A 26,622-nucleotide genomic window follows, 5' to 3' on the forward strand; every position below is an offset into this window, starting at 1 on the left:
ATCACCTATTTACTGGACTTTGGGAGATTCTAAAGGTTTGTCCAGAGGGACATTCAGTAGACGCAAGGATTCCTGCATCACGCGTGCGAAGACTGGTGCAGAAACCGTACCGCCATAGTAGGTACCTTGCGGGTTTTCTACCACCACCACCATCGCAATACGCGGATCACTGACGGGAGCTACGCCCGCAAATAAAGCCCGGTATTCACTGGTCGAATAGCCTTTACGGTCGGCACGTAACTTATGTGCAGTACCGGTTTTACCTGCCACACGATAACCCGGAATTGTGGCACGCGTCGCGGTACCACCCGGTAAAGTTGCAGTTTCCATCATCAACAAGACCTGATCGGCAATCTTGGCATCAATCATCTGCTCACCCTGTGGCTGCTCTTCCAGCTTGTACAGGCTTAGCGGTATTTTCACGCCTTTATTGGCCAGCATGGCATAGGCATCGGCCAGCTGTAGCACCGTTGCATTCAGACCATAACCATAGGACATGGTCGCGACTTCAGATACATTCCATTTGCTCGGCGGCAGGATCAGACCGGCACTTTCACCCGGAAATTTCACCGCTGAACGCTGCCCAAAACCCAGACGCTTATAGAAGGTCGGCAAGGTTTCATAAGGCAGCGACAAGGCCAGTTTGGCCACACCGACGTTAGAGGATTTCTGGATGATGCCACCCAGCGTTAATTGGCCATAATTATGCGTATCGCGAATGGTGTGATTTCCGACCCGCATACTACCCGGTGTGGTATTGACCACTGAGTTGGCGGTATATTTACCACTTTCCAGGGCCATTGCGACAGTCAGCGGTTTCATGGTCGAACCCGGTTCGAAGGAGTCCACCGCACCGCGGTTACGCATCGCATCTTTATTCAGCAAACCATTCTTGTCATTCGGGTTATATGAAGGCCATGAAGACAAGGCGAGAATTTCACCGGTTTTGACATCAACCGCAATCGCGGTGGCTGAACGGGCATTATTGGCGACCCCTGCCGCAGTCAGCTCACGGTACATGATGTATTGCAGACGCGAATCGATACTCAGGGTGATATTTTCCCCCGGTTCGACTTCTTTAATCACTTCCGGCTCTTTGACCCGGTTGCCTTTTTTATCGCGGATGATCTGCTGCTCACCATCTTCACCTGCCAGACGGGCGTTGAGCTGCATCTCCAGACCTTCAATCCCGGTACCTTCACTATTGGTCAGGCCAATAATCTGTGAATTCGGTTGTGGCTGCGGATAATAGCGCTTGTAGTTTTTCTCGGTATACACGCCCTGAAAATTACGCTTCATAATCAGTTCAGCCTGTTGCGGCGGCACTTCTTTTTTCAAAATCAGGTAACGTGAACGTGGTCGTTCTTCAAGTTTTTTACGCAGTTCTGCACGATCCATGCCGACTGCATCGGCAAGCTCATCCAGGTTCAGGTTTTTATCTGGTAACTGACGTTTCAGCTTGCGGCTATTTGGCTCTTTTTCCAAGGCCAGCATGGTCTCGTCATAGAGTTTTTTATTGTCAAAATAATCGCGCGGATCAATCACGATTTTCATGATTGGGGTACTGATCGCCAGAGGCACACCATTACGGTCATAGATCACGCCACGCATGGCCTTAATGGTATTGGTTCTTAAAATATTGGCATTGGCTTTGTTTTGTAAAAAATCTTTATTGATAATCTGCACATAGAAGGCACGGCAGACCAGAGTAATAAAACACAGTAACACCACCGCCCACATGATATAGAAACGGTTGATATAAACATTTGAGGCGTTTTTGTCGGTGACTGATTGTTTTTTACGTACCGCTTGCTTCTTTCTTTTGTCTATCATGTCCGAGCGCTAGCCTTATTTTTTCTCATCTGAAGGTTGTGGTAAGGAAATCACGACACTCTGTGACACCGGGGGAGAATACATGCGCAACTGGGTGACTGCACGTGTACCAATCTGCGCGGTTGCACCGAAAGTCTGCTGTTCAATCAGCAAACGTCCCCAGTCCGCATTCAGGTCATCACGTTCACGCAGATAGCTACTCAGCTTTCTGGTGTCCTGACGATATTCAAAGACCTGAAAGACCACAAATACTGCACTGATGAAGACCATCAGGATCAGTACAAGATAGATGATGGCTTTTTTCAGCCACAATTTTTCTGATTTTTTATCGATCACTTCAGTTTTCATTATGCGCCTATTAAGCTAAACGTTCTGCAACCCGCAGCCAGGCACTTCGTGAACGAGGATTGGCTTTGACTTCCTCATCACTGGCTTTGACGCGAGCCACTTTCTTTAAACGTCGCGTATCTTTCTGTTGTTGCGGCATTCCCCAACCTGAATCTTCTTCAAGCGTTGACTCTTTTTGGATAAATTGTTTGATCAAACGGTCTTCCAGTGAATGGAAGCTAATCACGGCCAAACGGGCTTCCGGCTTCAAGATATCCACTGCTTGCGGCAAGAAGATTTCAATATCTTCTAATTCTTTATTAATAGCAATACGAATGGCCTGGAAAGTACGCGTTGCAGCATGCTTATTTTTTTCCCATTTCGGGTGCGCTACTTTTACAATTTCCGCCAGTTGTGCCGTGGTATCAATCTGTCCGGCTGCCTTGATGGCTTTGGCAATACGGCGACTATAACGTTCTTCGCCATATTTGAAAATAATATTGGCCAGTGCTTCTTCTTCAATTTTAAGCAGCCATTCTGCTGCAGTTGGCCCCTGCGAGTTGTCCATACGCATGTCCAGCGGGCCATCTTTCATAAAGCTGAAACCACGCTCAGCCTGATCCAGCTGCGGTGAAGACACGCCTAAATCCGCCATCACCCCATCCACTTGTTCAATGCCCAGTCCAGCCAGCGCATCTTTCAGGTCAGCAAAGCTGGCATGAATAATTTTAAAGCGTGAATCTTCCTGTTCGAGTTCAGCTGCAACTGCCAGTGCCTGCGGATCTTTATCGAAGGCATACACACGTGCATGTTCATCCAATTTTGACAGCAATAAACGGGTATGTCCGCCACGGCCAAAAGTACCATCTACATAAATTCCCGTATTGCGACCCGCCAACAAGGCATCAATCGTTTCGTGAAGTAATACAGAAATATGTGACATAAAAACTCAATCAATAGGGCGAAAAATTTAACTGCACATTATCACCCTGTTTGGGTAAAGCTCCAAACGACTTTTTGTAGATAAATATTACTTTCTATAGAGAAAACCGTTTTAATATTTTTCAGATATAAAAAAGCCTCCTGTTTTCGGAGGCTTTTTCAAAATTTAGCGCTACACCAGCAAAATTAACGTTTGCTGTTATAAATCTGGTCGAAGATGGCACCATTCACAAAGTGGGTTTTTTGCGCATTGGCCCAGCCACCAAACACTTCATCAATGGTAAAGGTTTTAATTTTCGGGAATTGCGCCGAATATTTGGCTAAGACTTTTTCATTACGTGGACGATAGAAATGTTTGGCTGCCATTTCCTGACCCAGAGGTGAGTACAGGTAATTGATATAGCCTGTGGCTAACCATTTATTGCCATTTTTCTCCACGGTACGATCTACAATTGCCACCGATGGCTCAGTCAAAATCGTAATCGACGGATAAACAATCTCAAACTTGTCTTTACCCAAGGTTTTTTGCGTGATTAAGGCTTCATTTTCCCAGGTCAGCAATACATCACCAATGCCACGCTCGGCAAAAGTGGTCATTGAAGCACGTGCCGCAGAATCCATGACTTTTACATTTTTGTAGAGCTTACCAACAAAGTCCTGAGCCTTGGCTTTATTCCCGCCAGGCTGTTTCTCGGCATAGCCCCATGCAGACAGATAAACCCAACGTGGCAAACCACCGGTTTTCGGGTTCGGGGTAATAATTTGCACACCCGGTTTGGTCAAGTCATTCCAGTCCTTGATACCTTTCGGGTTGCCTTTACGTACCATGAACACGATGGTTGAAGTATAAGGTGCCGAATTATGCGGGAATTCTTTTTGCCAGCCTGGCTGAATCTGGCCAGATCTCACAATTTCTTCGATGTCATTGGCCAGCGCCAAAGTCACCACATCCCCTTTCAAGCCATCTACCACCGAACGTGCCTGCTTGCCTGAACCGCCATGTGACTGTTTAAAGTTCACATCCAGTCCGGTACGGCTTTTCCAGTAAGCACCAAAGGATTTATTGAATTCATCATAAAATTCACGGGTTGCATCATAAGATACATTCAGAAACTGTCGGTCAGCCGCTTGCGTAACAGTGGCTGTCATACTTAGGCCAGTCGCCAATAAGGCAACGCTAAATAACGATTTTAATTGATTTTTCATGAGAGCACGGGAGTTTATCTTCTATAGATATAACTATATGAAATAAAATCATTTACTGCAATTCAACCTACAACATCACAACACGATATAATCGAGGGTTTTTTATTATTAATTACATGTTTTTAAAGATAAAAATTCTCAAATTATTCTACTTATCTCTAATATATAGAATTTTATGCTTTAAATATAAAAAAAACGGATAACACCTGATCTATTTTATCATCCAGTCGGGCTTAACGCTTTTTATCTCTTGTCATAATAGATCTGGTCGTACATCGCCCCATTCATAAAATGCGTTTTTTGCGCTTTGGCCCAGCCACCAAATACCGGATCAATGTTAAAGGTCTGAATTTTCAGGAACTACGCCGAATATTTGGCATTCCGTAGATGGAAGAAATAATTCGCAGCCAGCTCCCAAGCTTTCGGTGAAGACATATAGTTCAAATAAGCTTGTGTCAGATGAGTATTTCCACTTTTATTCACGTTTTTATCAACCATCATCAGCAAAGGCTCGGCCAGAATTGAAATGGATGGCTAAATCATATCGTATTTGTCTTTACCCAAACCCTGGGTTGCCACTAAAGCTTCATTTTCCCAAGACAACAGTCCATCTCCAATATCACGCTCGGCAAAAGTGGTGAGTGAACTACGTGCTGCGGAATCTAGAACTTTGACATTTTGATAGCGTTTTTTCACTCGATCTCTGTGCCGTCTGGCTGTTTCAGCGTATAACCCCAAGCCAACAGATCAATCCAGCGTGGCGCGCCACCTGTTTTTGGATTTGGCGTCATAATCTCGACCCCCGGTTTGGTCAGGTCATAACAGACATTCAGGAAATCTTTAGCCAGCGCATTTTGCATGCAAGCCACAGTCAATAAGCGAAGATCGCAGTTGCTATTGTTCTATTCAGGTTATGTAACTCGTTATTTACACAGCGAGCATTGTATAAATTAAAAATAAATATAATAATCATATATTTATAACAATATTCTTAATCTATAGCTGATTTTAAGATATCTAGTAACAATTAAAGTCAGATACATATTCTGCTAAAAAATTAATCTCCTGCTACAATATAAGACAGTTCTTCACGTTCTCTTCACAGTTGTCTGCTAAAAATAGGCCGCTAAAATAGAGAATTACGTTTTTTAGTAATTTTCCATATATGTTATATTAATTTTTTGTAAAAAATGTGACTTAGTTCTACTTCTTTATAATCAACTGTGATTAAATTGTAGACAGAGTATTAAAAAAACATTTTTAACAAAATAAAACCAACTAGAAGCAAGGAGGAAGTTTGGATATGAAAGTTAAATTATTCACAGCCAGCATCCTGAGTCTGATCATGCTGTTTTCGATTCAACTTGGTCATGCCGTTGCCGTTAAGACCGATTTGCCGAAGGCTTCAGACAGTACTGTAGAAAGCAAAACATCGCCGATTGAAAAAGCAATTCAACAGAACAAAAGCGAAAAAACCCTGCATACAGATGACAACCTGAAAGTTTTAACTGCACTTAAAGTTGCCCCTTCGCAAAATTTCTTTGCAGCACAAAATTATCGTTTTACCCGCTTCGTGCAAAGCATTTTTTCAAGCGACCATTCTTAATCAGTTTGAACTGATTCGAACACTCCAGGATTTAAAGCCATATCACTCAATGTTGAATAAAGCATTAAGTGATGTGGCTTTTTCGCTATAATAGAGCCAAATTTATATTCTAGATTATATCCGGCTATGACTGTTCGTACTCGTATTGCACCTTCCCCTACAGGCTTTCCTCATGTAGGAACTGCCTATATTGCCTTGTTTAACTTATGTTTTGCTAAACAGCATGGTGGTGAATTTATCCTTCGTATTGAAGATACCGACCAACTGCGCTCAACACCTGAATCTGAAAAAATGATCTTGGATTCATTGCGCTGGCTTGGCTTGAACTGGTCTGAAGGTCCAGATATTGGCGGGCCGCATGCGCCATACCGCCAGTCAGAACGTATGGATATTTATAAAAATTATGCTTTGGAATTAGTAGAAAAAGGGCATGCTTTCTACTGTTTCGCAACCGCAGCAGAACTGGATCAAATGCGTGCTGAACAGCAAGCACGTGGTGAATCTCCGCGTTATGATGGTCGTGGCTTAAACCTTTCTCAAGAAGAGGTCGAGCGTCGATTGGCTGCTGGCGAACCGCATGTGATTCGTATGAAAGTGCCGACTGAAGGTATTTGTAAATTCAATGACATGCTACGTGGTGAAGTCGAGATTCCATGGGCACAGGTCGACATGCAGATTCTGCTTAAAACTGACGGCTTGCCGACTTATCATTTGGCCAACGTGGTGGATGACCATCTGATGCAAATCACTCACGTGATTCGTGGCGAAGAGTGGATTCCGTCTGCACCGAAGCACCAACTGCTTTACCAATACTTTGGCTGGGACATGCCGGTGCTTTGCCACATGCCATTACTACGTAACCCGGACAAGTCAAAACTATCGAAACGTAAAAACCCAACCTCTATCAACTACTATAAAGATATCGGCGTACTGCCTGAAGCCTTGTTGAACTACTTGGGCCGTATGGGCTGGTCAATGCCGGATGAGAGTGAAAAATTCACTCTGGCAGAAATGATCGAGCACTTTGATATTCAGCGTGTCTCCCTGGGTGGCCCGATCTTTGATGTGGAAAAACTCAATTGGCTCAATGGCCAGTGGATCAAAGCGCTTTCTCCAAGCGACTTACTTGATACTTTGCTTGCCTGGAAAGCAGATCGTGCCAAGCTAGAAGAAATTGCAGCAGCAATTCAGCCACGTATTAACCTGCTGTCTGAAGCGGTGAACTGGTCTGCGCATTACTTCAATCATTTCCCGACACTGACTCAGGAACAGTTTGTCAGCAAAAAACTGTCTGACGAACAGGTTCGTCAGAGCTTGCAGTTTGCAATCTGGCGTCTGGAAAGCCTGTTTACCTGGAATAATGACACCGTAAGCCAAACCTTGATGGATTTGGCCACCCAGATGGAAATCAAACTGCGTGACTTCATGCCGGCGTTCTTTATTGCCATCGCGGGTTCAACTGCCTCTACTCCCGTAATGCAAACCATGGTGACCATTGGCCCCGACCTGACCTTCGCACGTTTACGTCATGCGCTGGAAATTGTTGGCGGACCAAGCAAAAAAGAGCTAAAAGTCTGGGAAAAACTTAATGAAAGCTTAAAATTGCCGAAAAATGAAGCGGTTGATCAAGCTTAATTAATTTTTATGTTGACGTGTGGGCGCGATATCCCTAATATAGCGCTCACACAGACTGGGGTCATAGCTCAGTTGGTAGAGCGCTACAATGGCATTGTAGAGGTCAGGAGTTCGATCCTCCTTGACTCCACCAAATCAAGTCTTGCTTTAGCTGTGTAATGCCTCATTTGTCCCTATCGTCTAGAGGCCTAGGACATCGCCCTTTCACGGCGGTAACCGGGGTTCGAATCCCCGTAGGGACGCCATATTCAAGATTACTTTTGAAGTGGTCTTTTAAAAAACCCAAGCATTGCGACTTGGGTTTTTTATTGCCTGTATATTTTATGTTGGGCAATATTTCGGTTTCTTCGCATCTTCCGATAAAATAATCAGTAATTTAGAATTCTGGAGTTGTAATGCAATATCGTTGCCCTAAGTGTCAAAGCCCGAAAATCATGCCGGTAGCCCAGCCAGGTCAAGCAGCTCCACGTCCGGTAGTTCCTAAAAGCCTGATGTTTCTGGTTCCTGCCCTGTTCTTATTATTATTACTGGTGATCATCAGTATTGCGATGTGGATTTTTGGTGATGGTGCAGGTACAACTTTACAGACCGCGACTGTCATCGTCTTTATTCTCTCTTTAATCGCCGGCTTCATGTTCTATAAAGATCTACCTGATTTTAAAATCTCCATGCAAGCATTTATGCAAACCCAAAAGAAATGGAAATGTCGTGAATGTAATCATGAGTGGGAAATCTGATCTCTCATTCAGTCAAACACAAGCACAAAAAAACCAGCCCGCAGGCTGGTTTTTTATCAATCAAGATGCAGATTAAGCACCGATTTTGCGGTATTTTTGACGCTTGGTTACCAGATCATCACCATCACGTTTACGGCGATATTCTTCGAACTCAGTATAGTTACCGTGGAAGAATTCTGGGGTCTGGCCTTCAAATGACAAGATGTGCGTTGCAATACGGTCAAGGAACCAGCGGTCATGCGAGATCACCATCACAGTACCCGGGAATACCAGAATGGCATCCTCAAGCGCACGCAAGGTTTCGATATCCAAGTCGTTCGACGGTTCATCGAGCAGGATCACGTTTGCGCCCATTTGCAGGATTTTTGCCAGTTGTAAACGGTTACGTTCACCACCAGACAATTGACCGACACGTTTTTGCTGATCCTGGCCTTTAAAGTTAAAGCGACCGATATACGCACGAGATGCAATTTCGTATTCGCCAATCTTCAAGATGTCTAGACCGCCAGAGACTTCTTCCCAAACGGTTTTGTTGTCATCAAGCGTGTCACGAATCTGGCCCACATATGCCACTTTAACCGAATCACCCAGTACCACAGTACCTGTGTCTGGTTGTAATTCGCCAGTCATCATACGGAATAATGTGGTTTTACCTGCACCATTCTCACCGACAATACCCACAATCGCTGTTGGTGGCACAACGAATGATAAATCTTTATAAAGCGTACGACCATCAAACGATTTGCTGATGCCTTCAACTTCAACCACCTTGTTGCCTAGACGTGGGCCAGGTGGAATGTAGATTTCAGAGGTTTCGTTACGCTGTTGGAACTCACGCGAGTTAAGTTCTTCAAAACGCTCCATACGCGCTTTGTTTTTCTTTTGTTGACCTTTGGCATTTGAACGAACCCATTCAAGTTCCTTTTTCAATGCTTTGGCAAAAGATTCTTCCTGCTTGTTCTCTTGTTCTAAGCGGGCATTTTTCTGCTCCAACCAAGAAGAGTAGTTACCTTGGTATGGAATGCCCATGCCGCGGTCAAGCTCAAGAATCCACTCAGCCACGTTATCCAGGAAATAACGGTCATGCGTAATCGCAACGATGGTGCCCGGGAAATCTTTCAAGAAACGTTCTAACCAGGCGACAGATGAAGCATCTAAATGGTTGGTCGGTTCATCAAGAAGCAGCATGTCCGGTTTAGACAACAGCAAACGGCACAGCGCCACACGACGGCGTTCACCACCTGAAAGCAGCTTAACATCTGCATCCCAGGCAGGAAGATTAAGCGCAGCTGCAGCTTGATCCATCTGGTTGGCAAGGTTATGTGCATCCCAGGCATGAATAATTGCTTCCAGCTTCTCCTGCTCTTTTGCAAGAGCATCAAAATCAGCATCTTCCGCTGCATATTCAGCAAAAACTTCGTCTAAACGAGCTAAAGCATCTAAGGGTTCACGCAAACCATCTTCAACGTTGCCACGAACGTCTTTGGTTTCATCCAAAGGTGGTTCTTGCTCTAGATAGCCAATTTTTGTGCCCGGCTGCGCACGTGCTTCACCCGAGAAATCTTTATCTACGCCCGCCATAATACGAAGCAAAGTAGATTTACCTGCACCGTTTAGACCAAGCACACCAATTTTTGCGCCTGGGAAAAATGATAAGGAGATATCTTTCAGGATTTCGCGCTTAGGCGGAACCATCTTAGATACTCGGTTCATCGTATAAATATATTGGGCCACGTAGGACTCCTCAACTGAAAAACCAAATGGGGTTAAAACAACCACCCCAGCTCAAAAAGAGCGAAAAAATAATCGGCTATTATACGCAGAAAGCAGCGAAAACATAAGCCATTGCCATGAACTTCAATGCATTGTTACAAGTTTGTTGCTGATGTTTTTTTAAACAGCTGTTTTCAGTAAAATAACTGCGCCGAATCCCGGTTTATATATGATTATTTCACCTATCTATTTCAGTAAAATTGCACTTTTAGATAGATATGAAAATGCTACACTCAAGTCATAAACTTAAACACAAGAAGATCACACAAAATGAGTTATAAAGCAGAAACCCTGGCGATTCATGCCGGTTATAGCCCTGAGGCCACCACCAAAGCTGTTGCAGTGCCTATTTATCAAACCACATCTTATGCCTTTGACAATACCCAACATGGGGCCGATTTGTTCGATTTAAAGGTTCAGGGCAATATCTATACCCGCATCATGAATCCGACCACGGCGGTACTGGAACAACGTATCGCGGCACTTGAAGGCGGGATTGGCGCACTGGCATTGGCTTCTGGCATGGCGGCGATTACCTATGCGATTCAGACCATTGCTGAAGCTGGCGACAATATTGCCTCTGTCTCTACGCTTTATGGCGGCACTTATAACCTGTTTGCACACACCCTGCCGAAACAAGGCATTGAAGTGCGTTTTTTTGATTATGAACAACCAGAAAGTCTGCGCAATTTGATTGATGACAAAACCAAACTGGTTTTTGTCGAATCGATTGGTAATCCGCTGGGTAATATTATTGATCTGGAAGCCATTGCCAAAATTGCGCATGAATACGGTGTGCCTGTGGTCGTGGACAATACCGTAGCCACCCCGGTACTGCAGAAATCTTTTGATTTTGGCGCGGATATTATCGTGCATTCCCTGACCAAATATATTGGCGGTCATGGTAATTCAATTGGCGGGATTATTGTCGATAGCGGTAAATTCCCGTGGGGCAAATATCCTGAACGCTTCCCTGCCCTTAATACCCCAGATCCAAGTTACCACGGCGTAAACTATGTCGAAGTTCTCGGTGAAGCCGCCTATATTGCCCGAGCCCGTGTAGTGCCATTACGTAATACTGGTGCCGCCATCAGTCCGCAGAATGTCTTCCTGATTTTGCAAGGTCTGGAAACTTTGAGCCTACGTATGGAACGCCATACCGAAAATGCCCTGAAAGTAGCCGAATATTTACAGCAGCATCCTAAAGTAAAATGGGTCAATTACGCTGGTCTAAAAGATCACCCACAACATGCCTTGGCACAAAAATATGTGAAAGGCAAACCTTCCGCTATTCTGACTTTCGGAGTTCAGCATGGTCTCGAAGGGGGTACCCGCTTTATTGATGCGCTGCAACTCTTCACCCGTCTGGTCAATATCGGCGATGCCAAGAGTCTGGCCTGCCACCCGGCGACCACCACGCATCGTCAGCTCAATGCTGAAGAACTCAAATCTGCCGGTGTCAGTGAAGATATGGTGCGTTTATCCATTGGCATTGAACATATTGATGACCTGATTGCCGATCTGGATCAGGCGCTGGCAACCGTTTAAAGCCCGACTACATCTATCCCAGAACTCCATCCATACAGGTGGAGTTTTGATTTATTTTTCTAAAACAGCCACTTGCTTTGCTTTTTATTTTCATGGTAAAAGTTAAATGAAATAGCGAACACAAATAGAGCAATTACTCTAATTTTTATTTTAATTTCAATAGTTTAATATATAGATTTTCCTGAAGAATTGTTTATCATATCTGTACTCATCTTCGCTCTCATTTTTTGTTAGAGCGCCATAGACCTTTAATAAAAACAATTTGAACGTTGACTTCAAATTAGGGATAACAAACGTGAAAACTAGACTACACAAACAACTGGAAAAATCTGTTGCAGGTAAAACCATCCTGATTACCGGTGCATCCAGCGGTATTGGTTTAACGACAGCACATCAACTGGCCGATGCAGGCGCCCATGTTTTACTGGTGTCCCGCACACAAGAAACCCTAGAACAAGTAAAATCAGAAATTGAAGCCAAAGGCGGCAAAGCCTCGATATTTCCATGTGATTTAAACGATATGGAAGCCATTGATGAAGTCTCCAAACAGATCATTGCTTCAGTCGACCATATCGATATTCTGATCAATAATGCAGGACGTTCGATTCGCCGTGCGGTACATGAGTCAGTGGATCGTTTCCATGATTTTGAACGTACCATGCAGCTGAATTATTTTGGCGCGGTGCGTCTGGTCATGAATATCCTGCCACAAATGATGATTCGCCGTGCAGGTCATATTATCAATATCAGTTCAATTGGCGTACTGGCCAACGCCACCCGTTTTTCGGCCTATGTTGCCTCAAAAGCAGCATTAGATGCCTTTAGTCGCTGCCTGTCTGCAGAAGTACATTCGCACAAAATTGCAATCACCTCGATCTACATGCCTTTGGTACGCACCCCGATGATTGCACCGACCAAAATCTATAAATATGTACCGACACTTTCTCCGGAACAGGCGGCTGACCTGATTGCCTATGCAATCGTGAAACGTCCGAAGAAAGTCGCCACCGGTTTGGGTCGTCTGGCATCGATCACCTACTCAATAGCCCCAGATATTAACAACGTGTTGATGTCGATTGGTTATAACCTGTTCCCAAGTTCAAGTGCCTCTGTGGGACAACCACAAAAACTGAACCTGGTACAAAAAGCATATGCGCGTCTGTTCCCGGGCGAACACTGGTAATTTTTACTGGAATAATTTCCTGAAAATACAGGCCGCCTACCGGGCGGCTTTTTAATGCTTCAGTCTTAAAATATCCAGATCAAAGCCGCTGATTCTGGCGAATACACGACACAGCCTGTCCTGTCGATACAGATTTTTGTCGCAAATGCTGCGAGATCACGTACACTATCAGCGGATATTTCCTATCCGTATTTTTATATTTTGATTGAAATGATGGAAACCCTTATGAATAACGCGCAATGGCTCGATGAAGTAAAATTTAACGAACAAGGATTAGTCCCTGCCATTGCCCAGCATCATCAAACTGGTCGTGTGTTGATGGTGGCATGGATGAACCGTGAAGCGCTGGCACTGACTGCTGAAAAAAATCAGGCGGTGTATTTCTCCCGTTCACGCAACAAGTTATGGCATAAAGGTGAAGAATCCGGACATTTTCAAACGGTACATGAAATCCGTCTGGACTGTGATGCTGACGTGATTGTGCTACAAATTGAACAGCATGGTGGCATTGCCTGCCATACCGGCCGTGAATCCTGTTTTTATCGCAAACTCACGCCAACTGGCTGGGAAATTGTCGATGTACAACTCAAAGATCCGTCTGTGATTTATGCTGAAAAGTCTAGCAATCCGCATACGCTGGCGATGGAAGCATCAACCGCCCAATCTGAACAGGTTGAAGTTTTGTCTTATCTGGGTCAGATGATGGCAGAGCGTAAACAGGCCGATCCGGATTCATCTTATGTGGCCAAGCTGTATCATAAAGGTTTAAACAAAATCTTGGAGAAAGTCGGTGAAGAAAGCTTTGAGACTGTACTGGCGGCTAAAGACTTTGACCAAGATGCATCTATCGACAATAAAAATGACCTGATCTATGAAGTTGCTGATTTGTGGTTCCACACCATTGTCATGCTGGGTTATTTCGATATCGAACCGCAGCTGGTCTTGAATGAACTGGCACGTCGACAAGGCTTATCCGGTCTGGTCGAAAAAGCCAGCCGTCAGCATTAAATCTTGAACTCATCTGTGTCTGATTTAAAAAAACCGAGCGCAACCTATGAGCAGGCGACTGCCATTGATAACGCACGTCTGGGCAAATCCTTTAAGGTGATTGCCTATGCAGGCACCGGTAAAACCACCACCCTGCAAATGATCAGTGACGCCATGCCGCAAAGACGCGGCATGTATCTGGCCTTTAACAAAGCCATTGCCAGTGAAGCGCAAGCCAAGTTTCATCGTGGCGTAGATTGCCGCACATTCCACTCGCTGGCGTTTCGTAGCGTTCCACGTGGAGTCACCGACAAACTGCGTCTGCCACGCCTGAGTCCAAGTTTTATTGCCAAGGAATACCGGCTTGAACCGATAACCATGCGCCGTATGATGGGTGGGCGTTATGAAAAATATGTCCTGATGCCTTCGCGACTGGCCAGTCTGGTCGCCAATGCGGTCGGCTATTTCTGTTCCACCAGTTCGCAATATCCTGCCCCGCGGCATATTCAGGCGCCAAGCTGGTTGCATCCGGATGATATCGAGACTTTGCAGAAGAAACTCTATCCGGCGGTAGAGCGGCGCTGGTTAGAGTCAATTGATCCGAATCATCAGGCCGGGATCGGACATGATATTTACCTGAAACTCTGGGCGCTGTCCGAGCCGAATATTCCGGCCGATTATGTGCTGTTCGATGAAGCCCAAGATGCCGATCCGCTGATGCTGGGAATTTTACTGAAACAGCGCAGCACCCAAGTAATTTATGTCGGTGATGCGCATCAGCAGATTTATGCTTGGCGTGGTGCGGTGAATGCCATGCAGCAACTGCCTTTGCCAGAATCACGCCTGACCACCTCATTCCGTTTTGGCCCTGAAATTGCCCTGAATGCCAATGCGATTCTGGGTGCACTGAATGAAACCGTGCCTTTACTTGGTAATCCGCTGCTAGATTCTAAAGTGGTCAATAAACCGCATACCAAAATGCGCGATGCGATTCTGTGCCGCACCAATGCCCGCGCCATGGAGCTGTTACTTGCTGGTCTGGTGCGTGGCGACAAAGTCAGCCTGCAAGCCGATCATGTCAAGCTGAATCGTTTTGTCGATGCGGCTGCCATGCTGAAACAGGGCAAACGTGTGGTCGATGTACCGGAGCTGGCCTGGTTTAATTCCTGGCATGATGTGCATGAATACTGTGAGACCAATGAAGGCAGTGACATCAAGCCTCTCGTGAAGCTGGTCGATGAGCATGGCACCGATCCGCTGAAAAAAGCGCTGGCCAAAATCACCCCGATTGGCCAGGCGGACTATATTATTTCTACCGCACACAAGGCCAAAGGTCTAGAGTGGGAACGGGTGCATATTGAAGATGACTACCAGTTCAAGCTGAATGAGAAAGACCATAAAATTAGTGATGAGGAACTACGTTTACTTTACGTGGCCTGTACACGTGCTAAAGTAAGCTTAAATATTCATCACATTTATGACCTGATTCAACAACTGAAGATCAAGATGCCGCAGTCGCTTCGTCAAGCCGTCGGTTAAGGCATGGATGTAAAATCATGGTACAGGTGACCTATGCACATCGAAGCGCTTCAACTCAAACATAGCCTGCATTTTTCCGACATTCAGCTTCAGCTTAATTATGCACAATCCCCGGTCACCCTGATTCTCGGCAATCAGGGCACTGGCAAAACCACACTATTACGCTTTGCCTATCAGGCACTGACCTGGTTTGCAGCGCGTTATCGTGATAGCCGGGCTGCAGGTCTGGTGATGCAAGATCAGGACATCATGCAAAACCGGCTGCAATCCAAGATTGATATTCAGGTCGGTTTTCCTGAAGATTTCTGGACTGATACAAAATCCAGTCAGGCTGATTCCGCCCAAGCACAGACCTGTTCTTGGCAAATTTATAAAACCCTGAATAGTCAGGGACTCGGCTTTAGCAAAGCAGAAACTGCGCAACTGGACAGCATGCTTGGTCTTTATCATAAAGCGCGGTTAAACGATCCCCTACTCGGCCTGCCACTGCTTGCCTATTATCCTGCCGACCGCTTTGTCAATGAAGTCAGCCTGATCAGCAAAAACAATCCTGCCATTTTGCAGTCTGCACATGCTTACGACATTGCCGCGATTCCCTTTATGACCTTTAGCCGTTTTTTTGAATGGTTTCGTGAGATCAGTGATATTGAAAATGCACAAAGTGCCAGAATCATGGATCAGATTCTAACGCGTGCCTTGCAGCAACCGGAAAATGCTCGGGGAGATGAGCTGGCCCGGCAGATCGAAAAAGCGCAAGCACACCTGCATGCACCCTATTTAACTGCCTTAAAAAACACCCTGTCACAGGTGCTACCTGACGTCAGCCAGATCTATTTAAAATACCAGCCCAAGCTGCAACTGATGGTGACCTATCAGGACAAGAACTTCAGCTTTCAGCAGCTTCCCAACAGCATTCGCAACTGGATTGCGCTGGTGGGCGATATTGTACGGCGTCTTTGTCTGCTCAACCCGAACAGTTTATTTCCGTGTCAGGAAGGTACAGGGGTATTGCTGATTGATGCGATTGATCATCAGCTGGATCAGGATCTGGCAGCAGAGATTTTGCCGCGCTTGCATCGGGTATTTCCACGCCTGCAAATTATTGCCACCGGTAACCGGCCCGAGTTACTGGAACAGGCACAAGCTTTTCAATGTCTGAAACTGGAAAATAGACAGTTGCATCCGATTGACTTTGAAAACATGAAAACCCAGTTTGACCAGATTTATGCCGAACTGGATCTGCAAGCTCAGCAAGAAACAATCCCTGCCGAAGAAGCTTTAGTCGAGGCCAGTATTGAACTCGCTACCCCACAGACCCTATTGCAGCTGATTCAGCAGCAGCTAAGTCCCGAACAGCAGCAGGAACTGCTAGCTTTACTGACTCAGGATCATCACCCGACACTGCCTCAATCGCTGTAAACAGTCTTGCAAAACGAACAGCGAGTATTTCCCTACTCAATGGGCATGATCTAGCGCATTTCCGGGCTGTCTTTTGCTGATTAATGAACGTATTGAGTCATATTTACAATCAATACAGAAAATTTAATCTTAATTTTCGGTCACTTCTGCATGATCTGTTGAAGCATTTCCTGCACGCCAAAATCAAGCGCGGGTATAATTTATAAGTTCTACATAAAAACGTTGATGTTGTTGTTATCCTGTAATATGATCGGTTTTATTCGCGAATTTCATTGTAAAATCGGAATTTGCTATCGTTTATAAGTTGCGCAATACAACTGTTTTATATTCTTTCTAGAATATTCTTTTGGCTTTCAAGATTGAGAAGTTTGGGTCGCTCCTTGTGGTCCTGTAGTCCTTGAAAGATAAAGATTCACCCTAGGTTGGTCACAACCTAAATCACGACAATGGATACGAGTGTGCTGCCGATTATTATATTGTTACCGTTAGTATTAGGCACAACCCTTGTCTCGTGGCTGAAACAATTTTCGCGCGGGGTAACGGCTTTAGGGGCAATTGGTGTCAGCCTCAGCAGTTTCTTATTATTATTGAGTCAGGCGCCCGCCATCTTTGATGGTGCGGTGATCATTCAGACCTGGTCCTGGCTGCCCCAGCTCGGGATCGATTTCAGTTTCCGCCTGGATTCGCTGGGACTGTTGTTTGCCTTGCTGATCAGTGGGATCGGCACCCTGATCTATATTTATGCCTATTATTATCTCAATCCAAAAAATTCACTCAGTAAACTTTATTTCCTGCTGATGCTGTTTATGGCAGCCATGCTCGGAATTTCACTATCAAATAACTTGCTGATCCTGCTGGTTTTCTGGGAACTCACCAGTATTTCATCCTTCTTGCTGGTGGGGTATTGGAGCAATTACGAAGCCGCACAACGCGGTTCGCGTATGGCCCTGACCATTACCGGTATGGGCGGTCTCGCCATGCTGGGTGGCTTTATTTTACTCGGGCAAATCACCGGCACTTATCAGATCGATCAAATCCTGATGATGACTGAACAGATTCAGTCCCATCATTTATTTGTGCCGACCTTGTTGCTGATTTTAATCGGTGCCTTTACCAAAAGTGCGCAGTTCCCTTTCCATTTCTGGTTACCGAATGCCATGGCTGCACCGACACCGGTTTCTGCCTATTTACACTCGGCCACCATGGTCAAGGCCGGCCTGTTTCTGGTCGCCCGTTTGCTGCCGATTTTTGCTGGCGCGGCACTGTTTCATAATATTGTGACCTTTGTCGGTCTGTTTACCCTATGTATGGCAGCGTTCTTTGCCATCTTTAAAGAAGACCTGAAAGGCCTGTTGGCCTATTCGACCATCAGCCATCTGGGCCTGATCATGTGTCTATTGGGGATCGGGTCGCCACTGGCTGTTGCAGCGGCAATTTTCCATATTATTAACCATGCCACCTTTAAAGCGGCACTGTTTATGATTGCCGGAATCATCGATCATGAATCTGGTACCCGTGACTTGCGTAAGCTGTCAGGTCTTTGGCAACTGCTGCCATTTACCGCAACATTGACCATGATCACTGCGGCCTCGATGGCGGGTGTTCCACTGACCAATGGTTTCCTGTCCAAGGAAATGTTCTTTACCGAACTGGTTGCCAACTTGAGTGGACCGGTGATGGTCGGTTCAGCAATTGTCGCGACATTGGCCGGGATTTTTGCTGTGGCCTACTCAATCCGTCTGGTACATGGGGTATTTTTCGACGGACCATTGGGCAAACAGGTGCCGAATAAAGATGCACATGAGCCACCATTTGGCATGCGTGCACCGGCGACGCTACTCGCATTCTTATGTATTTTAGTCGGTCTATTGCCAGCACTCCTGGTGGAAAAAATTGTCAATAGCACCACCCGGGCGACCACACAAAATTTTGCCTTTGAAGGTACGCATCTGGCGCTGTGGCATGGGGTCAACCTGCCGTTGTTGATGAGTGTGATTGCTTTAGTGGGCGGCGCCATCTTTTATTTCTCTCTAGCCAAAGGTGGCACATTACGTGAAATTGATCTGGATCCAAAACTGGGCCGCTTGCAGGGCCGGATCCTGTTTGACCTGTTCCTGAAAAATCTGCTGCTGAATTCACGCCGCTTCCGCCGTGCCACTGAAAATGGTCAATTGCAAAGTTATTTGTTGTGGATTGTGATCTTTACCATCGGACTGGTAGGTTTTCCATTGCTGGCCAATGGCGTAGGTAGCGGTACGCGTGAGCTGACCCATGCCCCTGCCCTGGCCATTGTGTTATGGATGTTGCTTTTCTCTGCCTGCTGGATGCTGCTGTGGTTCCATCATGAGCGGATTAAAGCGGTTCTGATCAGTGGCGCAGTTGGCCTGGTAGTGACCATGGTCTTTATTGGCTTCTCGGCCCCCGATCTGGCACTGACCCAGATTACCGTCGATGTGGTGACCACGGTTCTGCTCCTGATGAGTTTATCTTTGCTGCCGCAGTTAACTCCATATGAGTCCAGCCCCACCCGACGCTGGCGTGATGCCATTATTGCACTGGGCGGCGGTCTCGGAATCGCGGCCATTGCCTGGCTGATCATGACCCGTGATCATAATTCCATTTCATGGTTCTTCCTGCAACAGTCGATTCCACTGGGCGGCGGCACCAATGTGGTCAATGTGATTCTGGTCGACTTCCGTGGTTTCGATACCTTCGGTGAAATTACCGTACTTGGTATTGCTGCAATTGGTGTCCTGAGCCTGATGGACGGGATGCGTGCCCATGGCACCACCATGACCCAGGGTCTGACCTACCGGTTTAATCCATCCCCCCTGATGTTGCGTATTACGGCCTCATGGATTTTGCCGGTCGCCCTGGTGATCAGCCTGTATATCTTTATGCGTGGCCATAACCTGCCAGGTGGTGGATTCATTGCCGGGCTAGTCACCTCACTGGCACTCATTATTCAATATATTGCAGTAGGACAGGACAAAACCGAACAGTTGCTGGGTGCCAAATCCGGACGTCTTTACGAAATCTGGATTGGTGTGGGTTTAAGTATTGCCGGTTTGACCGGGGTTGCAGCCTGGTTCTGGTCACGTCCATTCCTGACCAGTGCCCATATTCATGTTTCGCCTCCCCTGATTGGAGAAATGCATCTGGCTTCGGCTGCGCTGTTTGATGTCGGTGTGTATGTCACCGTGGTCGGTGCGACCATGCTGATGATTTCTGTTCTGGGTGATTCACGTCACTCCAGTATGACCGGCCCAGTACCAAGAGGATAATAGAATGATGAGTTTAGAATTTTTATTAGCCTCTGCCATTGGTCTGCTCAGCGCCACCGGGATCTATCTGATCTTGCGGGCGCGTACCTTCCCGGTGGTACTGGGTCTGGCCATGATCGGCTATGCAGTCAACCTGTTTTTATTTGCCATGGGCCGGATTCAGATGAATTCGCCTGCGGTTCTGACTGAAGCCTCTCAGGTAACCGATCCACTTCCTCAGGCGCTGGTGCTGACAGCCATCGTGATTGGCTTTGCCACCACTGCCTTTATTGTTCAGCTGGCCCTGCGTAGCCGTTATGAATCAGGAAATGACCACGTTGATTCAAAAGAAGAAACACCACAGATTGACCCACGTGAGGATGAGCCTTGATGACTGATCTTCTTCACTTCTGGACGCAACATAGCCCGATTTTCAGTATTCTTTTACCCGCCATCACCGCTTTTACCCTGGTACTTTTAGGCAATCCGGGTTCTGGCTCTCTGGTCACGGACTGGCGCCAGCCCTGGCGTCGTGGTATCAGTCAAATCTCCGGCATCTTGGGCCTGATCATTGCTGTCAGCTATTTGATTGACAGCAGTCAGGGACAGGTCAGTGTTTATACGCTGGGTGAATGGGCCGCACCTTTTGGCATCGTGCTGGTGCTGGACCAACTCTCCGCCATGATGCTGGTATTGACCTATGCTCTGGCCTTGCCTGTGATCTGGTATGCCAGCCGCGACTGGGACATGCGTGGCCGGTATTTCCATGCCATGCTGCATTTCCTGCTGATGGGTCTGACTGGCGCCTTTCTGACTGGTGACTTGTTCAACCTGTTCGTGTTCTTTGAAATTCTGCTCATGGCATCTTATGTGCTGCTACTGCATGGACAAGGCAAGGCCCGTTTTCAGCTAGGGATTCATTACGTCACCATCAACCTGCTGGCATCTGCGCTGTTCCTGATCGGACTCGGGATGATTTATGGCAGTGTCGGCAGTCTGAACATGGCCGATGTGGCGCGCTTGATGCCTACTCTTGCCGATGATCAGCATAAACTGGCTGTTGCCGGTGGGCTCATGCTGTTTGTGGTTTTCGGAATTAAAGCGGCAATGCTGCCTGTGGGCTTCTGGTTACCTAAAACCTATGCCGTCGCCACCACGCCGGTTGCAGCACTGTTCACCATCATGACCAAAGTCGGTATTTATGCGATTTTGCGGATCAACGGGACGGTATTTGACGACGAGTACAGCCATCAGATCCTGATGAACTGTCTGCTGGTGATTGGTCTGGTTACCTCAGTATATGGTGTGATTTGCGCCATTGGCACAGAGCGTCTGCGTCGTTTTGTCGGTTTCATGGTGCTATCTTCAGTCGGTACCATTCTGGTGGCCATTGGTATGAATACGACTGCAGCCTGGGCTGGTGCACTGTATTATATGGTGCACAGTACCCTGAATGCCGCAGCATTTTATATCCTGTCGGGCTGGATTACTTCACAGCGCGGCGAGTTTAAAGATCATTTTAAAATCGCCCCGATGATGAAACAGAATAAACTGGTGTCGATTGTCTATTTCATCATTGCCTTGATGATGGCCGGTCTGCCACCGTTTAGCGGTTTCTTCGGTAAAGTCTTTATTTTGCAGGCTTCTGCCGGTTCAGACTATCAAATGATCATTATTCTGACCATTCTGCTGGTCAGCCTGCTCAGTATTCTGGCCTTTACCCGGGTCGGTTTCATGCTGTTCTGGCGCTCAACCAAACCCGAAGATGATCTGGATTCTGAAGATTTCCACAAATATGAAGCCTTACCAAGCAAGGCACCGCCACGTAATGACCGTACCATCTATTTGCTGCTCGCTGGCTTGACCGCCTACGTGGTATTTGCCAGTCCGATCTATCAGTATAATTATCAGACTGCAGCACAGATCAAAAACAATCCGGTCTATGAAGCTGCCTTGCTAAAACGTGATGCAGAAGGTCAGTTTATTAGTGTGCAGCCTTTTGAGCCGGGCTACTTGCCAGAAACCAAATATGGTGGTGAAACAGTAGATCCGAACGCACATCTGATTCCTTATGTCATTTCAGAAGCCACCCTGGAAGGTGACAATATTTCTGAATTCAAGCAGCGTCAGATTGACCAGCAGTATATTGAACAAACCAAATATGATGATAATCAACTTAAACCGGCGGAGGGACCTTAATGGCTGAAGCATTCCTGCAACGTTGGTTCCCGCATCCACTGGTTTCTGTCATCGTGGGGCTAAGCTGGGTTTTACTGGCACATAACCTGGAAGCTGGCACACTGCTTGTGGCGCTGGTTCTGGCAATTATCATTCCAAAAATGGTCGCACCTTTTATTGACTACACCCCGAATATCCAGTGGGGCCCTGCACTTCGCCTGTTCTTTGTCGTGGTCTGGGACATTATTGTGGCCAATCTTAAAGTCGCCAAACTGGTCTTGGGGCCAACCAAAAACCTGCATCCAAAATGGTTCCGTGTGCCTTTAGACACCGAACATGAGGAGGTCAATACCTTACTGGCGATGATCATTACCACCACGCCGGGCACCGTCTCGGCCGGGATTGATCAGGATCGCGGTGATATTCTGGTGCATGCCTTAAGCACTGATGACGAAGCGGCCGAAATCGAGATTATCAAACAGCGTTATGAACAGCCGCTGATTGAAATTTTTAGCGCACAGCCAGGAGAAAAAGCATGACCATTCTGCCTTATGCATTAATGATTTGCCTGGGTGCTGTCACTGTCTCAATGTTACTCTGCCTGGTCCGGCTGATTACCGGCCCGTCTATCGTCGACCGGCTTCTGGCACTAGACACCCTGTTCCTGAATGCCACCTGTCTGATTGTAATTCTGGGAATTTACTGGAGCAGCACCTTTCTGTTTGAAGGGGCCTTACTGGTGGCCATGCTGGGCTTTGTCTCTACCGCGGCCTTGGCACGTTATTTCACCACTGGCCATGTCATCGACTAGGAGTTTTTAAATGCCTTTAATTTTAGAAATACTAGTTTCGATTTTTTTATTAATTGGTTCTTTCTTTATGCTGGTCGGCGGGATTGGCATGGTACGCCTGCCCGATCTGTTTATGCGACTGCATGCACCCACCAAATCCAGTACCTTGGGTCTGGGCAGCTTCCTGATTGCCGCAATTATCTTTTCCGCCATGTACGGCCGTTTCGGCTTTGCTGAAGTGCTGATTACCCTGTTTGCCTTTATTACCGCACCGGTATCGGCCAATCTGATGGCACAGGCAGCATTACATTTGCGTTTACGTTCTTTAAGTGGTGAGGTTCCGGAAACCCTGGAGCGTCCGCTGCCTTGGCAACGTTCACGCCGCCGTGCTTTTTATGAGAAAAAAATGAACCATAAAGATGATGATCTGACTTGATTTAGACGGTTTTGAGAGCCATCCGTTCTAATAGTTCAATTTTCATAACATACAGAGATAAAAAAGCCACCCGAAGGTGGCTTTTTTAATGTCCTAAGACTTATTCATCATCTTTTTTTGCTTCAGCTTCAGGTAAGTCCTTCACAGCTTCAGCAATCAGACCGAACATATAGTTACCATATGCATTGGTCTTGTCGTAATGGAAACGTAGACGAGGTGTAATACGGGTTTTGATACGACGGCTCAGTTCGTGACGCAGGAAACCGGAGGCTTTGTTCAACACCTCTAAGGTTTCTTTATTCGCCGCTTCACTTTGTTCATCGCCCAGTTCACGTCCCATAACAGTCACATAAACTTCCGCATATCCCAAGTCTGGGCTCACCTTCACGGCAGAGATGGTCACCAGACCACCTAAGCGTGGATCTTTCAGCTCCTGACGGATCAGTTCTGACAACTCGCGTTGTACTGTATCCGCCATACGCTTCAGACGTTGACTACCCGCCATTAAAGACTCCGTTTAATCAGTTGAACATCGTACACTTCGATCTTATCCAGTGCCTTGATGTCTTTATAACCTTTCACCGCAAGACCACATTCCATGCCGGCACGAACTTCTTCAACCACTTCTTTGTAGCGACGAAGAGATTCAAGCTCGCCCTGGAACACAACCACGTCATCACGTAATACGCGAATCGGTTTGTTACGATGCAATACGCCTTCAAGTACCATACAGCCTGCAGCCGCACCGAATTTGCTTGAATGGAATACTTCACGTACTTGTGCAACACCCAGAATCGTTTCACGATGTTCAGGCGCCAGCTTACCGCTCATTGCTGCTTTCACATCATCAATCAATTGATAGATGATTGAGTAGTAACGGATATCGATACTGTCTGCATCGGCTTTTTGACGCGCAGAGTTGTCCGCACGAACGTTAAAGCCAAGTAGAACTGCTTCTGAAGATTCAGCCAGTGTTACGTCAGACTCGGTGATTGCACCTACGCCCGAACCAATAATACGTACTTTCACTTCGTCAGTTGCAAGTTCAGCAAGCGCAACATGTAATGCTTCCAATGTACCGCGTACGTCAGTTTTCAGAACCACGTTCACGATAGGCACATCTTTCTTGCCCATAGACGCCATGATGTTTTCAAGACGCATTGCAGATTGACGCTCAAGACGTTTTTGACGTTCACGATCCATACGTGCATCGGCAACTTCACGTGCTTTTTTCTCATCGCTGACAACAAGCACTTCGTCACCCGCCATTGGCGCTTCTGGAAGACCCAGAATTTCCACTGGAATCGAAGGACCGGCAGATTTGATACGCTGACCATTTTCATCCGTCATGGCACGAACACGGCCATAAGATGAACCGGCAAGCACCAGGTCACCCACTTTCAAGGTACCGTTTTGAACCAGGATAGACGTTACCGCACCACGGCTGTTGTCTACACGTGCTTCAATCACCACACCTTGTGCAGCACCTTCTTCAGATGCTTTAAGCTCTAGAAGTTCAGCTTGAATCGAAATGATGTCAAGAAGTTCATCGATGCCTTGACCAGTGTGTGCAGAAACCATTGCCACTGGAACGTCACCGCCCCATTGCTCAGGTACGATTTCTTTTACAGTCAGTTCATTCAAGACGCGATCTGGATCAGCAGATTCTTTGTCCATCTTGTTGATTGCAACAATGATTGGCGTACCTGCAGCACGTGCATGGTCAATTGCTTCTGCAGTTTGTGGCATAACACCATCATCTGCTGCAACAACCAGTACCACGATATCTGTCGCTTTGGCACCACGTGAACGCATTGCAGTAAATGCTGCGTGTCCCGGAGTATCAAGGAAAGTAATAATGCCTTTATCAGTAGTTACATGGTAAGCACCGATATGCTGGGTAATACCACCTGCTTCACCTTGCGCCACTTTGGCACGGCGAATACGGTCAAGTAACGATGTTTTACCATGGTCAACGTGACCCATGATAGTTACCACCGGCGCACGCGTGGTTTGTGCACCACGTGCTTCTTCAGCCGCTTCAAGCAAGTTATCTTCAGCTTGCGTATCAGAAACCAATACCGGGTTATGACCCATTTCTTCTACGATTAACGCTGCAATTTCCTGATCAATGGCCTGGTTCTGTGTGACCAGCTCACCCATTTTCATCAGTGATTTAATAACTTCGCGAACCTTGATCGCCATTTTCGCAGCCAGGTCAGCTACAACAATGGTTTCACCAATTTCAACATCGTAAACCTGTTTCTTCACCGGTTTTTCGAAGCCATGTTTGTTTGAAGAACTTGTTTTCAAACCACGTTTTGGCTGTTTGCTGAAGCTTTGCTCTTCCTGGCCACGACGTCCACCTTTTTTCGGCGCACGTGCAGCTGGTGTATTGGTACCACGTTTGATTTCGCGGTCTTCTTTCGCAAATGAATCTTCATATGCCTGACCAACCAGACCCGCAGCAAGCGGAGAATCATCAACTACACGAATTGTCGCAGTGGTATCTTCAGCGGTGTACTTAGACGCCATTTGACGCATTTGTTCAAGCGTACGTTGCTGCGCTTCTTCAGCCGCTTTACGACGTGCTGCTTCTTCAGTCGCTTTTAATTGCGCTGCCTGAGCTTCACGTGCTTTTTTCTGTTCAGCCGTTTCAGTTGGTTTAACCACCTGTTTTACAATCGGCTTGTTGGTTGATTTGCGTTTTACCACAACTGCCGCTTTAGAAACTTCTTGCTTGTCGCTGGTTTGTTTTGCAGCAGCACGCATGGCTTCTAAAGCTTTACTCGCGTTATTGACGCCAGTTTTTGGAGCTTCAGCAGAAGAAGCAGCTTGCGCTGTATTCTGCTCAGGCGCAGCTTTGGCCTGTTGTTCAGCCTTGGCTTTCGCCAATGCTTCTGCTTTGATCTGTTCTGGATCAGGCTTAACAAATGTATGCTTCTTGCGAACTTCTACATTAATCGTTTTCGCCTTACCTGAAGTACTCGCAACTTTTGCGGTACTGGTTGTTTTACGTTTCAACGTGATTTGCCCTGCTTGGCTTTCTGAACCTTGTGATTTTTTCACATGGCTCATCAAGCTATCTTGTTGTTCGGTGGTAATAATATCGTCAGCTTTACGCTGTGGTAAACCTGCCTCACGAACCTGCTCTAGGAGCTTCTCAACTGGACGACCCACGCTGAGGGCTAACTCTTTAATCGACTTGTCCGTCATATAC

General features: G+C 46.5%; 21 protein-coding genes, 2 tRNA genes and 1 pseudogene. 16 read left to right on the forward strand and 8 right to left on the reverse strand.

The window, feature by feature from the left end; genetic code table 11:
• Positions 1-9 precede the first annotated feature (9 nt).
• The 5 genes and pseudogenes from ftsI to AC3IT7_RS13465 all read right to left on the reverse strand — a co-directional run.
• Positions 10-1,833: a penicillin-binding protein PBP3 gene (gene ftsI, locus AC3IT7_RS13445; RefSeq protein WP_475654598.1), complete on the reverse strand. Its 1,824-nt coding sequence runs from the start codon at positions 1,831-1,833 to the stop codon at positions 10-12.
• Positions 1,834-1,848: 15 nt separating this feature from the next.
• Positions 1,849-2,181, reverse strand: a complete 333-nt coding sequence (gene ftsL, locus AC3IT7_RS13450) for a cell division protein FtsL (protein WP_100355180.1) — start codon at positions 2,179-2,181, stop codon at positions 1,849-1,851.
• A 10-nt stretch (positions 2,182-2,191) separates the two neighbouring features.
• Positions 2,192-3,103, reverse strand: a complete 912-nt coding sequence (gene rsmH / locus AC3IT7_RS13455) for a 16S rRNA (cytosine(1402)-N(4))-methyltransferase RsmH (RefSeq protein WP_475654597.1) — start codon at positions 3,101-3,103, stop codon at positions 2,192-2,194.
• Between the two features lie 185 nt (positions 3,104-3,288).
• The gene (locus AC3IT7_RS13460; RefSeq protein WP_489248793.1) at positions 3,289-4,308 is read right to left on the reverse strand and encodes a sulfate ABC transporter substrate-binding protein; all 1,020 of its coding nucleotides are present in this window, start codon (positions 4,306-4,308) and stop codon (positions 3,289-3,291) included.
• 243 nt (positions 4,309-4,551) lie between these two features.
• Positions 4,552-5,126: pseudogene (locus AC3IT7_RS13465) on the reverse strand (sulfate ABC transporter substrate-binding protein); the annotation flags it as partial.
• Positions 5,127-5,611: 485 nt separating this feature from the next.
• Between AC3IT7_RS13465 and AC3IT7_RS13470 the strand changes: the two are divergent.
• The 5 genes from AC3IT7_RS13470 (at position 5,612) to AC3IT7_RS13490 (ending at position 8,286) form a co-directional block, all read left to right on the forward strand.
• Positions 5,612-5,914, forward strand: coding sequence for a hypothetical protein (locus tag AC3IT7_RS13470; protein ID WP_489248794.1), 303 nt, complete (start codon positions 5,612-5,614; stop codon positions 5,912-5,914).
• Between the two features lie 126 nt (positions 5,915-6,040).
• The gene (gene gltX / locus AC3IT7_RS13475) at positions 6,041-7,549 is read left to right on the forward strand and encodes a glutamate--tRNA ligase (protein WP_489248795.1); all 1,509 of its coding nucleotides are present in this window, start codon (positions 6,041-6,043) and stop codon (positions 7,547-7,549) included.
• 57 nt (positions 7,550-7,606) lie between these two features.
• Positions 7,607-7,682 (forward strand) — tRNA-Ala (locus tag AC3IT7_RS13480).
• Between the two features lie 36 nt (positions 7,683-7,718).
• Positions 7,719-7,794, forward strand: a tRNA-Glu gene (locus tag AC3IT7_RS13485).
• A 150-nt stretch (positions 7,795-7,944) separates the two neighbouring features.
• The gene (locus AC3IT7_RS13490) at positions 7,945-8,286 is read left to right on the forward strand and encodes a membrane protein (RefSeq protein WP_004281123.1); all 342 of its coding nucleotides are present in this window, start codon (positions 7,945-7,947) and stop codon (positions 8,284-8,286) included.
• A 72-nt stretch (positions 8,287-8,358) separates the two neighbouring features.
• Here the strand turns inward: AC3IT7_RS13490 and ettA are convergent, their stop codons facing one another.
• Positions 8,359-10,020 (reverse strand): energy-dependent translational throttle protein EttA, encoded by a 1,662-nt coding sequence (gene ettA, locus AC3IT7_RS13495; protein ID WP_489248796.1) that lies wholly within the window; start codon positions 10,018-10,020, stop codon positions 8,359-8,361.
• A gap of 309 nt (positions 10,021-10,329) precedes the next feature.
• On the opposite strand from ettA, the gene AC3IT7_RS13500 reads away from it, so the two are divergent.
• From AC3IT7_RS13500 to AC3IT7_RS13550, 11 genes are all read left to right on the forward strand, one after another.
• A complete protein-coding gene (locus AC3IT7_RS13500) occupies positions 10,330-11,607 on the forward strand; it encodes an O-acetylhomoserine aminocarboxypropyltransferase/cysteine synthase family protein (RefSeq protein WP_489248797.1) in 1,278 nt (425 codons plus the stop codon).
• A gap of 295 nt (positions 11,608-11,902) precedes the next feature.
• Positions 11,903-12,790, forward strand: a complete 888-nt coding sequence (locus AC3IT7_RS13505; RefSeq protein WP_180040885.1) for an SDR family NAD(P)-dependent oxidoreductase — start codon at positions 11,903-11,905, stop codon at positions 12,788-12,790.
• A gap of 225 nt (positions 12,791-13,015) precedes the next feature.
• A complete protein-coding gene (gene hisIE, locus AC3IT7_RS13510) occupies positions 13,016-13,798 on the forward strand; it encodes a bifunctional phosphoribosyl-AMP cyclohydrolase/phosphoribosyl-ATP diphosphatase HisIE (protein ID WP_489248798.1) in 783 nt (260 codons plus the stop codon).
• Between the two features lie 15 nt (positions 13,799-13,813).
• Positions 13,814-15,316, forward strand: coding sequence for a UvrD-helicase domain-containing protein (locus AC3IT7_RS13515; protein WP_489248799.1), 1,503 nt, complete (start codon positions 13,814-13,816; stop codon positions 15,314-15,316).
• Positions 15,317-15,349: 33 nt separating this feature from the next.
• Positions 15,350-16,735 (forward strand): ATP-binding protein, encoded by a 1,386-nt coding sequence (locus AC3IT7_RS13520; protein WP_489248800.1) that lies wholly within the window; start codon positions 15,350-15,352, stop codon positions 16,733-16,735.
• A gap of 446 nt (positions 16,736-17,181) precedes the next feature.
• Positions 17,182-20,019: a monovalent cation/H+ antiporter subunit A gene (locus AC3IT7_RS13525; protein WP_489248801.1), complete on the forward strand. Its 2,838-nt coding sequence runs from the start codon at positions 17,182-17,184 to the stop codon at positions 20,017-20,019.
• Positions 20,020-20,023: 4 nt separating this feature from the next.
• Positions 20,024-20,389 carry a Na+/H+ antiporter subunit C gene (locus AC3IT7_RS13530; protein WP_489248802.1) on the forward strand — a complete coding sequence of 122 codons (366 nt, stop codon included), beginning with the start codon at positions 20,024-20,026 and terminating at the stop codon, positions 20,387-20,389.
• Positions 20,389-22,197, forward strand: coding sequence for a monovalent cation/H+ antiporter subunit D (locus AC3IT7_RS13535; protein ID WP_489248803.1), 1,809 nt, complete (start codon positions 20,389-20,391; stop codon positions 22,195-22,197). The genes AC3IT7_RS13530 and AC3IT7_RS13535 overlap by 1 nt, the downstream gene beginning before the upstream one ends.
• Positions 22,197-22,715 (forward strand): Na+/H+ antiporter subunit E, encoded by a 519-nt coding sequence (locus AC3IT7_RS13540; protein ID WP_489248804.1) that lies wholly within the window; start codon positions 22,197-22,199, stop codon positions 22,713-22,715. The genes AC3IT7_RS13535 and AC3IT7_RS13540 overlap by 1 nt, the downstream gene beginning before the upstream one ends.
• Positions 22,712-22,987, forward strand: coding sequence for a monovalent cation/H+ antiporter subunit F (locus AC3IT7_RS13545; RefSeq protein WP_475654301.1), 276 nt, complete (start codon positions 22,712-22,714; stop codon positions 22,985-22,987). Before AC3IT7_RS13540 ends, AC3IT7_RS13545 begins: the two co-directional genes overlap by 4 nt.
• A 10-nt stretch (positions 22,988-22,997) precedes the next feature.
• Positions 22,998-23,402: a Na+/H+ antiporter subunit G gene (locus AC3IT7_RS13550; RefSeq protein ID WP_489248805.1), complete on the forward strand. Its 405-nt coding sequence runs from the start codon at positions 22,998-23,000 to the stop codon at positions 23,400-23,402.
• A gap of 100 nt (positions 23,403-23,502) precedes the next feature.
• On the opposite strand, the gene AC3IT7_RS13555 is transcribed toward AC3IT7_RS13550, so the two are convergent.
• Both AC3IT7_RS13555 and infB read right to left on the reverse strand, forming a co-directional pair.
• The gene (locus AC3IT7_RS13555) at positions 23,503-23,907 is read right to left on the reverse strand and encodes a ribosome-binding factor A (RefSeq protein ID WP_005094380.1); all 405 of its coding nucleotides are present in this window, start codon (positions 23,905-23,907) and stop codon (positions 23,503-23,505) included.
• Entirely contained in the window at positions 23,907-26,618 is a 2,712-nt protein-coding gene (gene infB, locus AC3IT7_RS13560) for a translation initiation factor IF-2 (protein ID WP_489248806.1), read from the reverse strand. Before infB ends, AC3IT7_RS13555 begins: the two co-directional genes overlap by 1 nt.
• Between the last annotated feature and the right edge of the window lie 4 nt (positions 26,619-26,622).

Source organism: Acinetobacter sp. KH_038, assembly GCF_057839405.1.

Coding starts and splice junctions, on each gene's coding strand:
- AC3IT7_RS13500 (WP_489248797.1), top strand. CDS start 10,330: ATGAGTTATAAAGCAGAAACCCTGGCGATTCATGCCGGTTATAGCCCT.
- AC3IT7_RS13540 (WP_489248804.1), top strand. CDS start 22,197: ATGGCTGAAGCATTCCTGCAACGTTGGTTCCCGCATCCACTGGTTTCT.
- AC3IT7_RS13545 (WP_475654301.1), top strand. CDS start 22,712: ATGACCATTCTGCCTTATGCATTAATGATTTGCCTGGGTGCTGTCACT.
- ftsI (WP_475654598.1), bottom strand. CDS start 1,833: ATGATAGACAAAAGAAAGAAGCAAGCGGTACGTAAAAAACAATCAGTC.
- AC3IT7_RS13460 (WP_489248793.1), bottom strand. CDS start 4,308: ATGAAAAATCAATTAAAATCGTTATTTAGCGTTGCCTTATTGGCGACT.
- infB (WP_489248806.1), bottom strand. CDS start 26,618: ATGACGGACAAGTCGATTAAAGAGTTAGCCCTCAGCGTGGGTCGTCCA.
- AC3IT7_RS13525 (WP_489248801.1), top strand. CDS start 17,182: ATGGATACGAGTGTGCTGCCGATTATTATATTGTTACCGTTAGTATTA.
- AC3IT7_RS13490 (WP_004281123.1), top strand. CDS start 7,945: ATGCAATATCGTTGCCCTAAGTGTCAAAGCCCGAAAATCATGCCGGTA.
- AC3IT7_RS13520 (WP_489248800.1), top strand. CDS start 15,350: ATGCACATCGAAGCGCTTCAACTCAAACATAGCCTGCATTTTTCCGAC.
- AC3IT7_RS13535 (WP_489248803.1), top strand. CDS start 20,389: ATGACTGATCTTCTTCACTTCTGGACGCAACATAGCCCGATTTTCAGT.
- AC3IT7_RS13550 (WP_489248805.1), top strand. CDS start 22,998: ATGCCTTTAATTTTAGAAATACTAGTTTCGATTTTTTTATTAATTGGT.
- rsmH (WP_475654597.1), bottom strand. CDS start 3,103: ATGTCACATATTTCTGTATTACTTCACGAAACGATTGATGCCTTGTTG.
- hisIE (WP_489248798.1), top strand. CDS start 13,016: ATGAATAACGCGCAATGGCTCGATGAAGTAAAATTTAACGAACAAGGA.
- ftsL (WP_100355180.1), bottom strand. CDS start 2,181: ATGAAAACTGAAGTGATCGATAAAAAATCAGAAAAATTGTGGCTGAAA.
- AC3IT7_RS13530 (WP_489248802.1), top strand. CDS start 20,024: ATGATGAGTTTAGAATTTTTATTAGCCTCTGCCATTGGTCTGCTCAGC.
- AC3IT7_RS13470 (WP_489248794.1), top strand. CDS start 5,612: ATGAAAGTTAAATTATTCACAGCCAGCATCCTGAGTCTGATCATGCTG.
- gltX (WP_489248795.1), top strand. CDS start 6,041: ATGACTGTTCGTACTCGTATTGCACCTTCCCCTACAGGCTTTCCTCAT.
- AC3IT7_RS13555 (WP_005094380.1), bottom strand. CDS start 23,907: ATGGCGGGTAGTCAACGTCTGAAGCGTATGGCGGATACAGTACAACGC.